This window comes from Dietzia alimentaria 72, from assembly GCF_000226215.1.
Taxonomy (GTDB): Bacteria; Actinomycetota; Actinomycetes; order Mycobacteriales; family Mycobacteriaceae; genus Dietzia; species Dietzia alimentaria.
The window spans coordinates 20,940-36,791 of sequence record NZ_AGFF01000020.1; the positions used below are offsets into that span (position 1 = coordinate 20,940).

The following is a 15,852-nucleotide window of genomic DNA, read 5'->3' on the forward strand; positions in this document are numbered from 1 at the left end:
CCCGCACCCGACAGTTTGAGTTCCACCACGGCGGGCCCCATACCGGCCCCACCCCGCGAGGGGCCCGCCATCATCCCACTTGGGAAAGGACGCCTACGTGCAGGACGTCAACTACTTCGACGAGCTGGTCATCAGCCTCGCGACGGCCGAAGACATCCGTAATTGGTCCTACGGCGAGGTCAAGAAGCCGGAGACCATCAACTACCGCACCCTCAAGCCGGAGAAGGAGGGCCTGTTCTGCGAAAAGATCTTCGGCCCCACTCGGGACTGGGAGTGCTACTGCGGTAAGTACAAGCGTGTGCGCTTCAAGGGCATCATCTGTGAGCGCTGTGGCGTCGAGGTGACCCGCGCGAAGGTGCGTCGTGAGCGGATGGGCCACATCGAGCTGGCCGCACCCGTCACGCACATCTGGTACTTCAAGGGTGTTCCGTCGCGACTGGGCTACCTGCTGGATTTGGCGCCCAAAGATCTCGACAAGATCATCTACTTCGCCGCTTATGTGATCACGAGCGTCGACACCGAGCTCCGTCACAACGAACTCAGCACCCTCGAGGCCCAGGTCGTCGAGGAGCGCAAGATCATCGAGGACGAGCGCGACTCCGACATCGAGGCACGTGCCAAGAAGCTCGAGGCCGATCTGGCCGAGCTCGAGGCCGAGGGCGCCAAGGCAGACCAGCGCCGCAAGGTGAAGGACGGCGGCGAGAAGGAGATGAAGAAGATCCGCGAGTCGGCCCAGCGTGAGCTGGACCGCCTTGACGAGATCTGGACCACCTTCACCAAGCTCGACGTCAACCAGATCATCGTGGACGAGGGCATCTACCGCGAGCTCGACGACCGCTTCGGCGAGTACTTCGAGGGCGGCATGGGCGCCGAGGCCATCCAGTCGTTGCTGGAGAACTTCGACCTCGAGGTCGAGGCCGAGTCGCTGCGGGAGATCATCCGTAGCGGCAAGGGTCAGAAGAAGATCCGTGCCCTCAAGCGTCTCAAGGTGGTCTCCGCGTTCCTGCAGTCGGGCAACCACCCGGCCGCGATGGTGCTGGGTGCCGTTCCGGTGATCCCGCCGGAGCTTCGTCCAATGGTCCAGCTCGACGGTGGACGCTTCGCCACCTCGGACCTGAACGACCTTTACCGGCGCGTCATCAACCGCAACAACCGTCTCAAGCGACTGATGGATCTCGGTGCTCCCGAGATCATCGTCAATAACGAGAAGCGGATGTTGCAGGAGTCCGTCGACGCACTGTTCGACAACGGTCGTCGTGGCCGACCGGTGACCGGGCCGGGTAACCGCCCGCTCAAGTCGCTGTCTGACCTCCTCAAGGGTAAGCAGGGTCGGTTCCGTCAGAACCTGCTGGGTAAGCGCGTCGACTACTCGGGCCGTTCGGTGATCGTCGTGGGCCCGCAGCTGCAGCTGCACCAGTGTGGTCTGCCCAAGCTCATGGCGCTCGAGCTGTTCAAGCCGTTCGTGATGAAGCGTCTGGTGGATCTCAACCACGCGCAGAACATCAAATCCGCCAAGCGCATGGTCGAGCGTCAGCGTGACCAGGTGTGGGACGTCCTGGAAGAGGTCATCGCCGAGCACCCGGTGATGCTCAACCGTGCACCGACCCTGCACCGCCTGGGCATTCAGGCATTCGAGCCGCAGCTCGTCGAGGGTAAGGCGATCCAGCTGCACCCGCTCGTGTGTGAGGCGTTCAACGCCGACTTCGACGGCGACCAGATGGCTGTGCACCTGCCGCTGTCCGCGGAGGCACAGGCCGAGGCCCGCATCCTCATGCTCGCCTCGAACAACATCCTGTCGCCGGCATCGGGCCGTCCGCTGGCCATGCCCCGACTGGACATGGTCACGGGCTTGTACTACCTCACCCGTCTGGACGAGGGAATCACCGGTTCGTACGTCCCCGCGACCGAGGACACGCCGGCCACCGGCGTCTACTCGACCCCGGCCGAGGCCATCATGGCCGTCGACCTGGGCGTGCTCGACATCCACGCTCCGGTGCAGATGCGTCTGACGCATCAGCGTCCGTCCGCCGAGATCGAGGCGGAGCAGTTCCCCGATGGCTGGACCCCCGGCCAGGAGTGGCTGACCGTGACCACGCTCGGCCGCGTGATGTTCAATGAGCTGCTCCCGGCGGACTACCCGTTCGTCAACGAGCAGATGCCGAAGAAGCGTCAGGCCGTCATCATCAACGACCTGGCCGAGCGCTACCCGATGATCGTCGTGGCGCAGACGGTGGACAAGCTCAAGGACACCGGTTTCTACTGGGCCACCCGCTCGGGAGTCACCATCGCGATGTCCGACGTGCTCGTCCCGCCGGCCAAGAAGGAGATCCTCGCCGGGTACGACGCCAAGGCAGCCCGCCTGGAGTCGCAGTACGACCTGGGCAAGATCACCGACGAGGAGCGCAAGTCGGACCTGGTCAAGTTGTGGCAGGAGGCCACCGACGAGATCGGTCAGGCCATGGAGGCCAACTACCCGGACACCAACCCGATCCCGACGATCGTCAAGTCGGGCGCGGCGGGCAACATGACCCAGATCCGTGCACTCGCCGGTATGAAGGGTCTGGTCACCCGACCGAACGGCGAGTTCATCCCGCAGCCCATCAAGTCCTCGTTCCGCGAGGGCCTGACGGTGCTCGAGTACTTCATGAACACGCACGGTGCCCGTAAGGGTCTGGCCGATACCGCCCTGCGTACCGCTGACTCGGGCTACCTGACCCGGCGTCTGGTGGACGTTTCGCAGGACGTCATCGTGCGCGAGACCGACTGCGCCACCAATAAGGGTGTCGACACGGTCATCGCCCGTCCGATTATGGATGCGCACGGTAAGTCCACCGGAGTTCTGGAGCGTGACGAGCACGTCGAGACCTCGACGTTCGCCCGTACGCTCGCCGAGGACGCGGTCGATGCTGACGGCACGGTCATCGTGGCCGCCGGCACCGACCTGGGCGACCCCACGATCGAGGCGCTCATCGCCGCGGGCGTGGAGAACGTCAAGGTCCGCTCGGTCCTGACCTGCACCACCGGCACCGGCGTGTGTGCTACCTGCTACGGCCGCTCCATGGCGACCGGCCTGCTGGTGGACATCGGTGAGGCCGTGGGCATTGTCGCTGCACAGTCGATCGGTGAGCCGGGTACCCAGCTCACGATGCGTACGTTCCACCAGGGTGGCGTCGGTGACGACATCACCGGTGGTCTCCCGCGTGTGCAGGAGCTGTTCGAGGCCCGCGTGCCCAAGGGCAAGGCCCCGATCTCCGAGGAGGCCGGCCGGATCCGGATCGAGGAGGAGGAGCGCTTCTACACCATCACGGTCGTGCCGGACAACGGCGCGGACGAGATCGTGTACGAGAAGCTGTCCAAGCGTCAGGGGCTCGCGCACATCGAGCTGGACGACGGCTCCTCGCGGCCCATCGCCGACGGTGATCACCTTGAGCGTGGTCAGGCACTCCTTGAGGGGCCCGCGGACCCGCACGAGGTGCTGGCCATCCTCGGTCCGAACGGTGTGCAGAAGTTCCTCGTCGACGAGGTGCAGAAGGTCTACCGCGCGCAGGGCGTGTCGATTCACGACAAGCACCTCGAGGTCATCGTTCGTCAGATGATGCGTCGCGTGGCCATCAACGAGTCCAACGCCACCGAGTTCCTGCCCGGTGCGCTGGTCGAGCGGGCAGAGCTCACGGCGGAGAACCGCCGGGTGCTCACCGAGGGCGGTTCGCCGGCCTCCGCGCGACCGGTCCTTATGGGCATTACCAAGGCCTCGCTCGCCACGGACTCGTGGCTCTCGGCCGCCTCCTTCCAGGAGACCACCCGCGTCCTGACCGACGCCGCCATCAACAAGCGGTCGGACAAGCTCGTGGGCCTCAAGGAGAACGTGATCATCGGTAAGCTCATCCCGGCGGGTACCGGTATCAACCGCTACCGCAACTCGACGGTCGAGCCCACCGAGGAGGCACGCGCAGCCGCCTACTCCATCCCGGATTACGGCGACGGCTTCTATGGCCCCGAGGACGGCTTCGGAGACGCCACCGGCGCCTCCGTCCGCCTGGACGACCTGGGCTACTGAGCACGGTTCCCGTCGCCGGTCACCGGCCGCGGACAGTGGACGACACCGGACCCCCGAGCACCACGTGTGCCGGGGGTCCGGTGCGTTCACCCGGCCGTGTTCTGACCACAGGAGAACGTGTTCTAGACTTGCGCGATGTGCCCTCGGCTGCTGCGAACATCACAGCAGGTGGGGGCCGATGACCGGAAAGGAGGCGATCGGACGTGCGGATCGCACTGCTCTCGTATAGGAGCAAGCCACACGGCGGTGGCCAGGGCGTCTACGTCCGGCACCTGAGCCGTGAACTGGCGGCCCTCGGGCACACCGTCGAGGTGTTCTCCGGTCAGCCGTATCCGGAGCTCGATCCGGGCCCCAGCCTGACGAGGATCCCGAGCCTCGACCTGTATAACGACGCCGATCCGTTCCGCACCCCGCACCCCCGGGAGATCCGCGATGGGATCGACGTGCTCGAGGTGGTCACTATGTGGACCGCCGGGTTCCCCGAGCCCCGGACCTTCAGCAAGCGCGCGGCACGGACACTGAGTTCCCGACTCGCAGATTTCGATGTGGTGCACGACAACCAATGTCTGGGCACCGGCCTGCTCGACCTGGAGAAGGCAGGCTTCCCCGTGGTCGCCACTGTCCATCACCCGATCACGCGAGACCGCGAACTGGCGTTAAAAGAGGCTCCTCTCCACAAGAAGATCACCACGTGGCGCTGGTTCGGCTTTCTCGGTATGCAGAAGCGGGTCTCGCGTCGACTGCACGAGATCATCACGGTCTCGTCCAACTCCGCCGTAGACATCGCCACCGACTTCGGCGTCGACCCGGACCGGATCGTGACCATTCCGCTGGGCGTGGACACCGACCGATTTCATAATCGCCGTGAGCGTGAGCCGGGCCGACTGGTGTGTGTGGCCAGCGCGGACCAGCCGCTCAAGGGTGTGCCGATTCTGCTTCGTGCCCTCGCCAAGGTCCGTGAGGAGCACCCCGGCGTGCGGCTGACCCTGGTCTCCAAGCTCAAGCCCAAGGGTGAGGCCGCCAAGCTGCTGGACTCGTTGAAACTGCGTGACGCCGTGGAGTTGGTGTCGGGGGTCGACGACGACGAGCTCGCCGAGCTGGTCGGCAGCGCCGAGATCTCGGTGGTGCCCAGCATGTACGAGGGATTCTCCCTACCGGCGGTGGAGGCCATGTCCAGTGGATGCGCGCTCATCGCCTCCCGTGCGGGGGCCTTGCCTGAGGTCGTGGGCACCGATGACATCGCGGCCCGCCTGGTCGAGCCGGGCGACATCGACGGGCTCGCCCACGAGATCAGTGCGCTCCTGGCCGACCCGGCGGAGCGGCGCAGGCTGTCCGAGGGGGGACGAGCCCGCGTCATGGAGCGTTACAGCTGGGCCGCGGTGGCCCGCAGGACCGCCGAGGTCTACGAGGCGGCGATCGCACGTGTTCGCGGCGAGAGACCACCAGAATTAACGGACGGACCGGTTCTCGGACCGGATCAGGCCGAGCTAGACGAGCACGTCACCGACGACGTGTCCGAGGTGCTTCCGGGGGGTTCCGGAGAGTATGACATCCGCAAACAGGAGGACGCCGCATGTTGACCGCTGACTTTGACCGTCTGGGGGTCACCCCCGGCATGCGAGCCATCGATGTGGGAGCAGGTCTCGGCCGCCACACCTTCGAGCTCTACCGGCGCGGAGCCGATGTGACAGCGTTCGATCAGAACGCTGAAGAAATGCAGCAGGTCGCGGACATGATCGGTGCTATGGAAGCCGAGGGGCACGGACTGCCGGAGTCGAAGGGCGAAGCGGTGACCGGCGATGCGCTGGCGATGCCGTACGACGACGCCACCTTCGACCTCGTCCTGATCTCCGAGGTGCTCGAGCACGTCCCCGAGGACACCAAGGCGATCGCTGAACTCGTGCGCATCCTCAAGCCGGGCGGCGTTGCCGCGGTCACCGTGCCTCGCGAATGGCCGGAGAAGCTCTGCTGGAAACTCTCAGACGCGTATCACTCGAACCCGGGCGGGCACTGCCGCATCTACACGGCCGAGGAGCTGAGCTACAAGCTCCGCGCGGCCGGCCTGGAGGTCACAGGCACCGGTTTCGCACACGCACTGCACGCGCCCTACTGGTGGCTCAAGTGCGCCGTGGGTACCGAGAACGACGACCACCCGCTCCCGAAGGCGTACCACAAGCTGCTGGTGTGGGACCTGATGAAGGGGCCGTGGGTCACGCGGACCGCGGAAAAGCTCCTCAACCCTGTGATGGGGAAGTCCATCGTGTTCTATCTGCGTAAGCCCGTGGAGGCCTGATCGTCCGTGCAGATGAGTGTTAACGGCGTCGTCCGTCCCCGTCCCGTCCCCAGCGTCCCGGGCGTCCTCGACGCGGAGGCCGCGCGTGCGACCGGTGAGTGGATCGCCTCGGTGCAGAAGCCGAACGGCGAGATCCCATGGTTCACCGGGGGCCATACCGATCCCTGGGACCACGTGGAGTCCGCGATGGGCCTGTCGGTCGCAGGCCAGTGGGAGGCTGCGGAGAAGGCCTACGGCTTCCTGCGGGACAGTCAGCGCGCGGACGGATCCTGGCCCGTCAAGTGGCAGGACGGCGAAATCGTGGACTCGGATACCGACTCCAATTTCTGCGCCTACATCGCGGTGGGCGTGTGGCATCACCACATGGTTTCGGCGACGCCCGGGTTTCTCGAGTCGATGTGGCCCACGGTACGCCGGGCGCTGGACCTCGTCCTGGCACACCAGGGCCCTGCGGGGCAGATGTGGTGGGGCTCGAGTGAACGCGGCTACTGTGATGAGGCCCTGATCACCGGGTCGTCGAGTATCCATCACTCGCTGCGGTGTGGCGTGGTGATCGCGGAGGCGCTCGGGGAAGACGGAGCGGAATGGGCCCACGCCGCGGACAGGCTCGGGCACGCACTGCGCGCACACCCAGAACTGTTCACCCCCAAAACAGAGTTCTCGATGGACTGGTACTACCCGGTGCTGGCGGGCGTGATGGTGGGGGACCAGGCGCGCCAGCGAATCGACTCACGGTGGGACGATTTCGTGGTTGAAGGACTGGGTATCCGGTGCGTCGATCACCGACCCTGGGTCACCGGCGCCGAGACGTGTGAGTTGGTGCTCGCCCTGGAGGCGGCCGGCATGCATGATCTGGCGCTCGAGCAATTCACCAACATGCAGCATCTGCGCGACGACGACGGTTCCTACTGGACCGGTCTGGTCTTCGCGGACGGCAAGCGGTGGCCCGTCGAGCTGAGCACCTGGACTGCGGCGGTCATGCTGCTGGCCGCAGACGCGCTCTCGCGCACCACGCCGGGTAACCAGATCTTCCGCTACGTGTCCGACCACACCATGGAACTCCTGCGGTCCCAGCCTGGAGATCCCGCAGAATGCGCTCCGGACGAGGTGTGCCTACCGGCAGGCGTTGTGCGTTAGTCTTCCGGAAGCCACGGCTGGACACCTGTCTGATCAGGTGTCAGTCGTCGCGCCGGACGCGCATGAGGTAGAACGTATGGAGTTCGGACTGACACTGTTCAGCAGTGATCGGGGAATTCGCCCGACCACGGCCGCGGTCGCCGCCGAGAACGCCGGCTTCTCGGCGTTCTACGTGCCGGAGCACACCCACATCCCGGTCCGGCGGGAGGCGGCCCACCCCGGGACCGGGGGCGCGGAACTGCCCGATGAGCGGTACTCGCGGACTCTCGACCCGTGGGTCGCGTTGGGGGCTGCCGCCGCCGTCACCTCGACGATCCGCCTCGGCACCGCGGTCTCAATCCCGGTCGAGAGCGATCCCATCACGCTGGCCAAGACCATCGCTTCGGTGGACCACCTCTCGGACGGGCGCACCGTTCTAGGGGTGGGATACGGCTGGAATCTCGACGAGATGGCCGACCACAACGTCCCGCCGAAGCGACGTCGCACCATGCTCCGCGAGTATCTCGAAGCGATGCGGGAGCTGTGGACCCACGACAAAGCCGAGTACCACGGTGAGTTCGTCGACTTCGGTCCCAGCTGGGCGTGGCCCAAAACCGTCCGGAAGCCCGGCCCGCTCACGCTCGTCGGGGCGGCGGGGAACGAGAAGAACCTCAAGTGGATCTGCCGCAGCGCCGACGGCTGGATGACGACCCCGATCTCTGACGACATCTCCGGCAGTGTGCGAAAGCTCCGTGAGCTGTGGGCGGAGGCCGGACGTGAGGGTGAGCCGTACATCGTGGTTCTCGACGGCAAGCCGATCCCGGAGAAGATCGACGCGTACCGAGAGCTCGGCGTCCACGAGCTGGTGTACGGCACGCCGGACCGCGCCGAGGACGAGGTGCTCGCCTACATTGAGCGTCTAGCGGGCAAGCTCGGACTGGACGCGATCGCCTGACGTTCTCAGGTGACCGGAGTGGTTCATCACCGGAATCGTGTCGGTGGTCGTCGGTACGATGAGGCTATGGACAACAACGGTTCCTCCGCCCCAGTTGTCGCACCGGTCGTGGTCATTACGGGAGCTGGCGGTGGGCTCGGCGCCGCAACCGCCTCCCTCTACGCGGCTCGGGGTTGGCGAGTCGTCGCTGTTGACCTGAAGGCTCCAGCCGGAGGAACCAACATCACGCCGCTCGCCGCGGATGTCACCGACGCCGCCGCGATGACCGGCCTCGCGGATCGCGTGCGTAGCGACCTGGGTCGCCTTGACACTGTGATCACCTTCGCCGGAATCCTAGGCATCGGCCCGCTTGGTGAGACTGACCCCGAGCGGGTGCAGAAGGTGTTGGACGTCAACGTCATGGGCACCGTCCGCACCGTCCACGCCCTGTTCGACCTGTTGCGCGAAAGCGGCGGGCGGGTTGTGCTCATCAGTTCTGAGACCGGCCCGCAGCACGGTATGCCTATGAACGGCGCCTACGCGATGAGTAAGCACGCGATCGAGGCCTACGGGGACGCACTACGGCGCGAGCTGATGTTCCTCGGCATGGACGTCGTCGTGGTGCAGCCGGGCCCGTTCCGCACCGGAATGACCGCCTCGATTCGTCGTCGATTCCAGGAATCCACCGTTCGCGGTTCAGTGTTCGCGGCGATGGCCGAGGTGATGGGGGAGATGGCTGCGGGGGAGGACGACGCGGCCTCTGACCCGGCGGTCCTCGCGCAGGCGGTGTGGACCGCCGGAACCACCGCCCGCCCCCGTCACCGCTACGCCGTCCGTTGGAACCTGGGTCGCCGACTCCTCGACCACCTGCCGGTGCCGCTGGTGGACAAGGCACTCGCGTTGGCGCTGGGTGGTCGGATCGATGCCAAGACGCGTGAGATGGAACGCGAGTCCATGGAGGCCCAGGCGGGCATGAGTGAGGTCGTCGAATGAGCGAGGAGACGGCATGAGCAACCTGGATCCGCACCCTGACGAGATCGAATGCGAAGCAGGCGGAGCACCTAATGGTCCCCGGCCGGGCGGTGCCGCGGTCGAGATCATCACCTCGCGTGATGTCCCGCTCGGCGGGCCCCGGGCCATGACCGTCAGGCGGACCCTGCCCCAGCGGCAGCGCTCGCTCATCGGAGCCTGGTGCTTTGTCGACCACTACGGGCCGAATGACGTCTCTGTCAGTGGTGGGATGGACGTTCCCTCCCACCCACACACCGGACTACAAACCGTGAGCTGGTTGTTCGAGGGGAACGTGACCCACCACGACTCCGGGGACACCCACGCCGTCGTGCGTCCAGGCGAGGTCAACCTCATGACCTCTGGTGCGGGAATCTGCCACACCGAAGTATCGACCCAGGACACCACCACGCTGCACGGGGTGCAGCTCTGGACCGCCCTCCCCGACGCGCACAGGGAGTCCAGTGGTCGACGATTCGACCATTACGTGCCCGACCCCGTGACGTTCCCCGGTGGATCCGCGCTGGTGTTCATGGGGACGCTTCTGGGCTCGTCGTCGTCGGTCTGTACCTTCACCCCTCTCCTCGGTGCGGAAATTCGCCTGGACCCCGGTGCCGAACTGACGCTGGATGTGGACCCCGATTTCGAACACGGCCTCCTGGTAGACGCAGGCGATATCACGCTCGAGGGGGTGACAGTTGAACCGACCCAGCTCGGTTACACGGGCGTCGGAGAAAGTTCGTTGACCCTCCGCAATACCGGCACCACCCCGGGTCGCACCGTCCTGATCGGTGGAACCCCGTTCGAGGACGAGATCATCATGTGGTGGAACTTCATCGGGCGCACGCATGACGAGATCGCCAGATACCGCCAGGAGTGGGAGGCCGGGGCCGACCGATTCGGACGAGTCGACGGTTACATCGGGCATGACCCGCAGGGGCTCACCCGGCTGCCCGCCCCAAGACTGCCCAACACCACTCTCAAGCCCCGCATCAACCCCGATGCGCGGGCCCGATCGACTGAAGGAAACCTCTGATGACCGGATACACCGACAAGACCGGCGCCTCAGTCGCCGTCGAACGCTCAGGTTCGGACGACGCCTTCGAGATCCGGGACGCGTCCGGCGAGGTGGCCGGGCACGCCCACTTCCGCCAGCGCGACGGCGACCGGATCTTCCATCACACTGTTGTTGACGAGGAGTTCGGTGGGCGGGGCATGGGCACCGCACTCGTGCGGGGCGCGGTTGAGGCCACTCGCGCGGAGGGGCTGACAATCGTCCCGGTTTGCTCCATGGTCAGCGGATTCCTGGACAAGAACGCCGAGGAGTTCGCAGGTACCTACCGCACACCTTCGCGTGACGACCTGGCCTGGCTGCGCGAGCAGGGCGCCTGACATGGCTGTCCCCCAACTCGATCGCATCCAGCGCGACGTCTACAAGCAGTTAGTGCGCACCGCGGTCGCCTCTCGCGAGGCCTCCACGGAGGCCGGACTCGATGAGGCGCTGCTCGAACTGGTCAACGTCCGGGTTTCACAGATCAACGGCTGCGCGGCGTGCCTTGCCACCCACGTCCCGGCCGCGCGCGAAGCCGGGGTCCCCGCGGGTAAACTCGACCTCCTGCCCGCCTGGCGGGATCTTCATAACTTCGGCGACCCCGAGCGCGCCGCGCTCCGTCTGGCGGAGACGCTGACCCGACTCGACGACGTGGACGAGCGAGTGGCCGCCCTGGACGCGGCAGCCGAGCACTTCACCAAGGATCAGGTCGCGTCGCTGGAGTGGACGATAGTTCTCATCAACTCGTTCAATAGGGTGTCGATCGCCAGCGGACACCAGCCCCGTATTCAGGACTGACGCCCGGTTACCGGCACCATCGACGAGCGGCCAGAGCGCACGATCTCTTTGCCGAAGGGGAAGCACGTCACCGGGATCAGCTTGAGGTTGGCCCAGGCCAGCGGCAGGCCGATTATGGTGGCCGCCTGGACGAGCGCCGAACTGATGTGGCCGAGCGCGAGCCACAGTCCAGCGATGAGGAACCACACCACGTTGGCAACGGTGCCGGCGCCGCCCGTCTGACCCCGATAGACAACTTCGCGTCCGAACGGCCACAGCACGTAGCCGGCGAGGCGGAAGCTCGCGACACCGAACGGAATCGTGATGATGAAGATGAACGCCAGGATTCCGGCCACCACATAACCGACGAAGAGCCACAGCCCGGCGGTCAGCAACCAGATGATGTTCAAGACCAATGTCAGGACTGCGCGCATCCCGTCACTGTAGGTCAGCGGGCACGACCGGCGCAGCGCGGCTACGGTGGGCGGTGTGAGCGACAAGCCGACCCCCAGGACTCTCGGCGAGCTGCGCGCCGCCGGATACACCAGCCGCACCCTGCGCGAGGAACTGCGCGAGAACCTTCTCGCGCTTCTCGCCGCCGGGCGCGACCCCTGGCCAGGTATGCACGGTTTCGGGTCCACGGTCATCCCGCAGGTGGAGCGCGCGATCATCGCCGGACACGACATCGTGCTGCTCGGCGAACGCGGTCAGGGTAAGACGCGCCTGCTGCGGACCCTGGTGGGACTGCTCGACGAATGGTCGCCCGTCGTGGCCGGAACCGAGCTGTGGGAGGACCCGCTCGCCCCGATCACCGAGCCCACCAGACGGAGGATCGCCTCTGAAGGCGACGCGCTGGCCGTGGAATGGCGGCATCGCAGTGAACGCTACGTCGAGAAACTCTCCACCCCGGACACTTCCGTGGCCGACATGATTGGCGACGTGGACCCGATGCGGGTCGCGGAGGGACGCAGACTGGGCGATCCGGAGACCATCCACTACGGATTGATCCCGCGCGCCAACCGCGGCATCGTGGCGCTCAACGAGCTGCCGGATCTGGCCGAACGCATCCAGGTGGCCCTGCTCAACGTCATGGAGGAACGGGACGTGCAGATCCGCGGCTACGTCCTGCGTCTGCCGCTGGACCTACTGGTGGTCGCCTCGGCGAACCCGGAGGACTACACCAACCGCGGTCGAATCATCACCCCGCTCAAGGACCGCTTCGGCGCCGAGATCCGCACGCACTATCCCCTCGAATTGTCTGACGAGATCGAGGTCGTGCGGCAGGAGGCAGACCTGGCGGCGCAGGTACCCGATGCGCTGATGGAACTGCTCGCCCGCTTCACCCGTGAACTGCGTACCTCGGACTCAGTCAACCAGGCGTCCGGTGTCTCGGCCCGCGTGGCCATCGCTGCGGCGGAGACCATCGCGGCCGCCGCCCGGCGACGGGCAGCCGTGCGTGGGGCCGACGGGCCGGGGGAGTCGGTGGCCCGGCTCGTCGACGTGGAGGCTGCAGTCGATGTGCTCCGCGGCAAGATCGAGTTCGAACCCGGTGAAGAGGGTCGCGAGGCCGAGATTCTGCAATATCTGCTCCGCCTCGCCACCGTAGACGTGGTGCGCGGCCTGTTCCGAGGCCTCGACCTGGCGCCGCTCGTCGAGGTCTTTGACGGCACAGTCACGCTCACCACCGGCGCCGACGTGACGGCTGCCGAGTTCCTTGCGGCGCTCCCCGAGCTCCGCGAACCGGGCCTGTACGACGAGATCGCCGCCAGGGCCGGGGCCACCGACGCCGGGCACCGTGCCGGCGCTATCGAACTGGCGTTAGAGGGGCTGTACCTCTCCCGGCGACTGTCCAAGGAGACCGGCGACGGCGAGGCCGTCTACGGCTGAGACACCGGCGGCGACGAGCCACCGGGGAGCAGGAGATGCGAGATGCCGCGACCAGAACGCGGGGCCCGCTACGGGCGGTACGTCGGCGGCCCCGACCCGCTGGCGCCTCCCCTCGATCTGTCCGAGGCCCTGGACGCAGTCTCCTCGGGAGTGATGGACGGGTACTCGGCCGAGCAATCGATGCGCGAATTTCTGCGACGCGGTGGCCGGGACCAGACCGGGCTGGACGAACTCGCGGGTCGTGTTCAGCGGCGACGCCGGGAACTGCTGGAGAGGAACCGTCTGGGGGGCACGCTCGACGAGGTGTCCACGCTCCTGGAGCAGGCACTGCTCGCCGAGCGCGGGCAACTCGCCCGCGACACCCAGATGGATCCGATGGACCGCACGCTGCGGGAGATGACCATCGAGAATCTCCCGGAGTCGCCAGCCGCCGCCGTGGGGGAGCTAGCAGACTACGACTGGGCCTCCACCGAGGCGCGCGAGGCGTACCGGCGGATTCAGGACCTCCTCGGCGCAGAGGCGCTGGACGCGCGGTTCGATGGGATGAAGAAGGCGCTGGCCGGCGCCACTGATGCCGACAGGGCCGCTGTGTCGGAGATGCTCGGCGACCTCACCGACCTTCTGGACAAGCACGCCCGCGGCGAGGACACCCCCGAGGACTTTGACCGCTTCACGGACAAGCACGGCGACGCCTTCCCCGAACAGCCCGAGAGCATCCAGGAACTGATCGACACCCTGGCCAAACGATCAGCCGCCGCGCAGCGCATGATGCGCTCGCTGTCCCCGGAGCAAAGAGAAGAACTGATGGCCCTGTCCCAGCAGGCCTTCGGCTCGCCCGAGCTCATGCAGCACCTCGACAGGCTCGACGGACTGTTGCAGACCCTGCGACCAGGTGAGGACTGGGACGGATCCGAGGAGTTCGAGGGTGAGGAGGGCCTCGGCATGTCGGAGGGGGCGGCCGCGATGGCCGAACTTGGCGACCTGGACCGGCTCGCGGAGCAGCTCTCCCGGGGCGACGGCTCGCCCCTGTCCGAACTCGATCTGGAGGCGGTGTCTCGCCACCTCGGACGGGAGGCGGCGGTCTCCGTGCGGACCCTGGCCCGGTTGGAGCAGCAGATGCGCGAGTCCGGGTACCTCAGTAGGCGACCCGACGGCGACCTCAGGCTGTCTCCGGCGGCGGTGCGCAAGCTCGGCGGGTCATTGCTGCGGGACGCCGCCCGCAGGCTTTCCGGGCGCGCCGGTGCGCGGGAGACGCGGATGTCCGGGGCGGCGGGCGAACAGTCGGGCGCGAGCCGGGCGTGGGAATTCGGGGATGTGGAGTCGTGGGATGTGCCACGGACCGTCAGCAACGCGCTCACCCGGATCGCGGCCGAGGGCGGTATATCCGACACCGGGATCCGGCTGATGCCCGAGGACATCGAGGTCCGCGAGACGGAGGCGCGAACGCAGGCTGCCGTGGCACTGCTGGTGGACACGTCGTTCTCCATGGCGATGGAGGGTCGCTGGGTGCCGATGAAGCGCACGGCACTGGCGCTCCATCACCTGATCAGCACGCGGTTCCGGCAGGACACTTTGCAGCTGATCTCGTTCGGCAGGCTCGCACAGACGCGCACGATCGAGAACCTGCTGTCGCTGGACGCCCGCTACGAGGCGGGCACGAACCTGCATCACGCGTTGCTTCTGGCGGGACGGTTCTTCCGGGAGCATCCGACGATGCAGCCGGTCCTGCTCATCGTCACCGACGGTGAACCCACCGCACACCTGCTCGGTGGAGGCGAGCCGTGGTTCGCGTATCCGCCGGACCCGGAAACGCTCCGCACCACCGTCGACGAACTGGACCGGGTGGCCCGCTCGGGAGCCAGCACGACCATCTTCCGGCTGGGCGAGGATCCAGGGCTGTCACGGTTCCTCGATGCGCTCGCACGCCGGGCCGGTGGCACGGTTGTGGCGCCCGACGTCGACGACCTCGGGGCTGCCGTGGTGGGCAGGTTCCTCGACACCAGGCGCGGACGGCCGGGAGCGGGCGACCCGTGGAGCGCCCTCGGCCGGTGGGCCGTGTGACCCTGGATCAGGGCAGAGCTGCCCCGACCTCGCCGGAATCGCGCCGCAGGACCCGGAGCGAGTCCACGGCCCGGACCTCGGTGAACTGGCCCGAATCGAGGGCCCGGCAGTAGATCTCGTATGGCGGACGGCCGCCGTCCTCGGGGTTGGGGAAGACGTCGTGGATGAGCAGTGCGCCGCCGACCTCCACCCACGGGGCCCAGCCCTCGTAGTCTGCCTGCGCGGCCTCGGATGAGTGGCCCCCGTCGATGAAGACGAACGAGGCGGGCTTACCCCATACGCGGGCGACCTGGCGGGAGGTGCCCACTGCCGCGGTCACCACGTCGTCGAGCCCGGCGTCCCAGATGGTGTGCCGGAACGCGCCGAGGGTCTCCAGGCGGCCGGTGTGCGGGTCCACGAGGTCGGAGTCGTGGTATTCCCAACCGGGCTGGTGCTCCTCGGAGCCCCGGTGATGGTCCACGGTCACGATGCTGCCGCCGGTCACGCGGGCAGCAGCACCCAGGAACACCGTCGACCGACCGCAGTAGGTGCCGATCTCGACGCCCACCCCGTCGCCCAGGTACTCGCAGGCGATTTCATACAGGGTGTGGCCCTCTTCGAGGGGCATGAAGCCGGGGGCGGCGAGCGCCGCGGCGAGCAGCGCGGGGGTCATCTCGGGTGCGGTCATG

General features: G+C 67.0%; 13 protein-coding genes. 11 read left to right on the forward strand and 2 right to left on the reverse strand.

Translation table 11 applies throughout. The features are described 5' to 3' along the window. Positions 1 to 97: 97 nt before the first annotated feature. From ON04_RS08255 to ON04_RS08295, 9 genes are all read left to right on the forward strand, one after another. Positions 98 to 4,057, forward strand: a complete 3,960-nt coding sequence (locus tag ON04_RS08255; protein ID WP_010541131.1) for a DNA-directed RNA polymerase subunit beta' — start codon at positions 98 to 100, stop codon at positions 4,055 to 4,057. Between the two features lie 203 nt (positions 4,058 to 4,260). Then, positions 4,261 to 5,637, forward strand: a complete 1,377-nt coding sequence (locus ON04_RS08260; RefSeq protein WP_010541132.1) for a glycosyltransferase family 4 protein — start codon at positions 4,261 to 4,263, stop codon at positions 5,635 to 5,637. Further along, a complete protein-coding gene (locus tag ON04_RS08265; protein WP_010541133.1) occupies positions 5,631 to 6,350 on the forward strand; it encodes a class I SAM-dependent methyltransferase in 720 nt (239 codons plus the stop codon). The genes ON04_RS08260 and ON04_RS08265 overlap by 7 nt, the downstream gene beginning before the upstream one ends. A gap of 12 nt (positions 6,351 to 6,362) precedes the next feature. After that, positions 6,363 to 7,487, forward strand: a complete 1,125-nt coding sequence (locus ON04_RS08270) for a hypothetical protein (RefSeq protein ID WP_010541134.1) — start codon at positions 6,363 to 6,365, stop codon at positions 7,485 to 7,487. Positions 7,488 to 7,563: 76 nt separating this feature from the next. Then, a complete protein-coding gene (locus ON04_RS08275; protein ID WP_010541135.1) occupies positions 7,564 to 8,421 on the forward strand; it encodes an LLM class F420-dependent oxidoreductase in 858 nt (285 codons plus the stop codon). 66 nt (positions 8,422 to 8,487) lie between these two features. Beyond that, complete coding sequence (locus ON04_RS08280) at positions 8,488 to 9,393, forward strand: SDR family NAD(P)-dependent oxidoreductase (protein ID WP_010541136.1); 906 nt, start codon at positions 8,488 to 8,490, stop codon at positions 9,391 to 9,393. A gap of 13 nt (positions 9,394 to 9,406) precedes the next feature. Continuing rightward, positions 9,407 to 10,444 (forward strand): pirin family protein, encoded by a 1,038-nt coding sequence (locus tag ON04_RS08285; RefSeq protein WP_010541137.1) that lies wholly within the window; start codon positions 9,407 to 9,409, stop codon positions 10,442 to 10,444. Then, a complete protein-coding gene (locus tag ON04_RS08290) occupies positions 10,444 to 10,800 on the forward strand; it encodes a GNAT family N-acetyltransferase (protein WP_010541138.1) in 357 nt (118 codons plus the stop codon). Before ON04_RS08285 ends, ON04_RS08290 begins: the two co-directional genes overlap by 1 nt. A 1-nt stretch (position 10,801) precedes the next feature. Further along, positions 10,802 to 11,257: a carboxymuconolactone decarboxylase family protein gene (locus ON04_RS08295; protein ID WP_010541139.1), complete on the forward strand. Its 456-nt coding sequence runs from the start codon at positions 10,802 to 10,804 to the stop codon at positions 11,255 to 11,257. On the opposite strand, the gene ON04_RS08300 is transcribed toward ON04_RS08295, so the two are convergent. Further along, the gene (locus ON04_RS08300) at positions 11,248 to 11,670 is read right to left on the reverse strand and encodes a YccF domain-containing protein (RefSeq protein ID WP_010541140.1); all 423 of its coding nucleotides are present in this window, start codon (positions 11,668 to 11,670) and stop codon (positions 11,248 to 11,250) included. The genes ON04_RS08295 and ON04_RS08300 overlap by 10 nt on opposite strands. A 46-nt stretch (positions 11,671 to 11,716) precedes the next feature. On the opposite strand from ON04_RS08300, the gene ON04_RS08305 reads away from it, so the two are divergent. Beyond that, positions 11,717 to 13,123, forward strand: a complete 1,407-nt coding sequence (locus ON04_RS08305) for a sigma 54-interacting transcriptional regulator (RefSeq protein WP_033444180.1) — start codon at positions 11,717 to 11,719, stop codon at positions 13,121 to 13,123. 42 nt (positions 13,124 to 13,165) lie between these two features. Beyond that, positions 13,166 to 15,184 carry a vWA domain-containing protein gene (locus ON04_RS08310; RefSeq protein ID WP_010541142.1) on the forward strand — a complete coding sequence of 673 codons (2,019 nt, stop codon included), beginning with the start codon at positions 13,166 to 13,168 and terminating at the stop codon, positions 15,182 to 15,184. A 7-nt stretch (positions 15,185 to 15,191) separates the two neighbouring features. On the opposite strand, the gene ON04_RS08315 is transcribed toward ON04_RS08310, so the two are convergent. Beyond that, the gene (locus ON04_RS08315; RefSeq protein WP_010541143.1) at positions 15,192 to 15,851 is read right to left on the reverse strand and encodes a class I SAM-dependent methyltransferase; all 660 of its coding nucleotides are present in this window, start codon (positions 15,849 to 15,851) and stop codon (positions 15,192 to 15,194) included. Position 15,852: the final 1 nt, after the last annotated feature.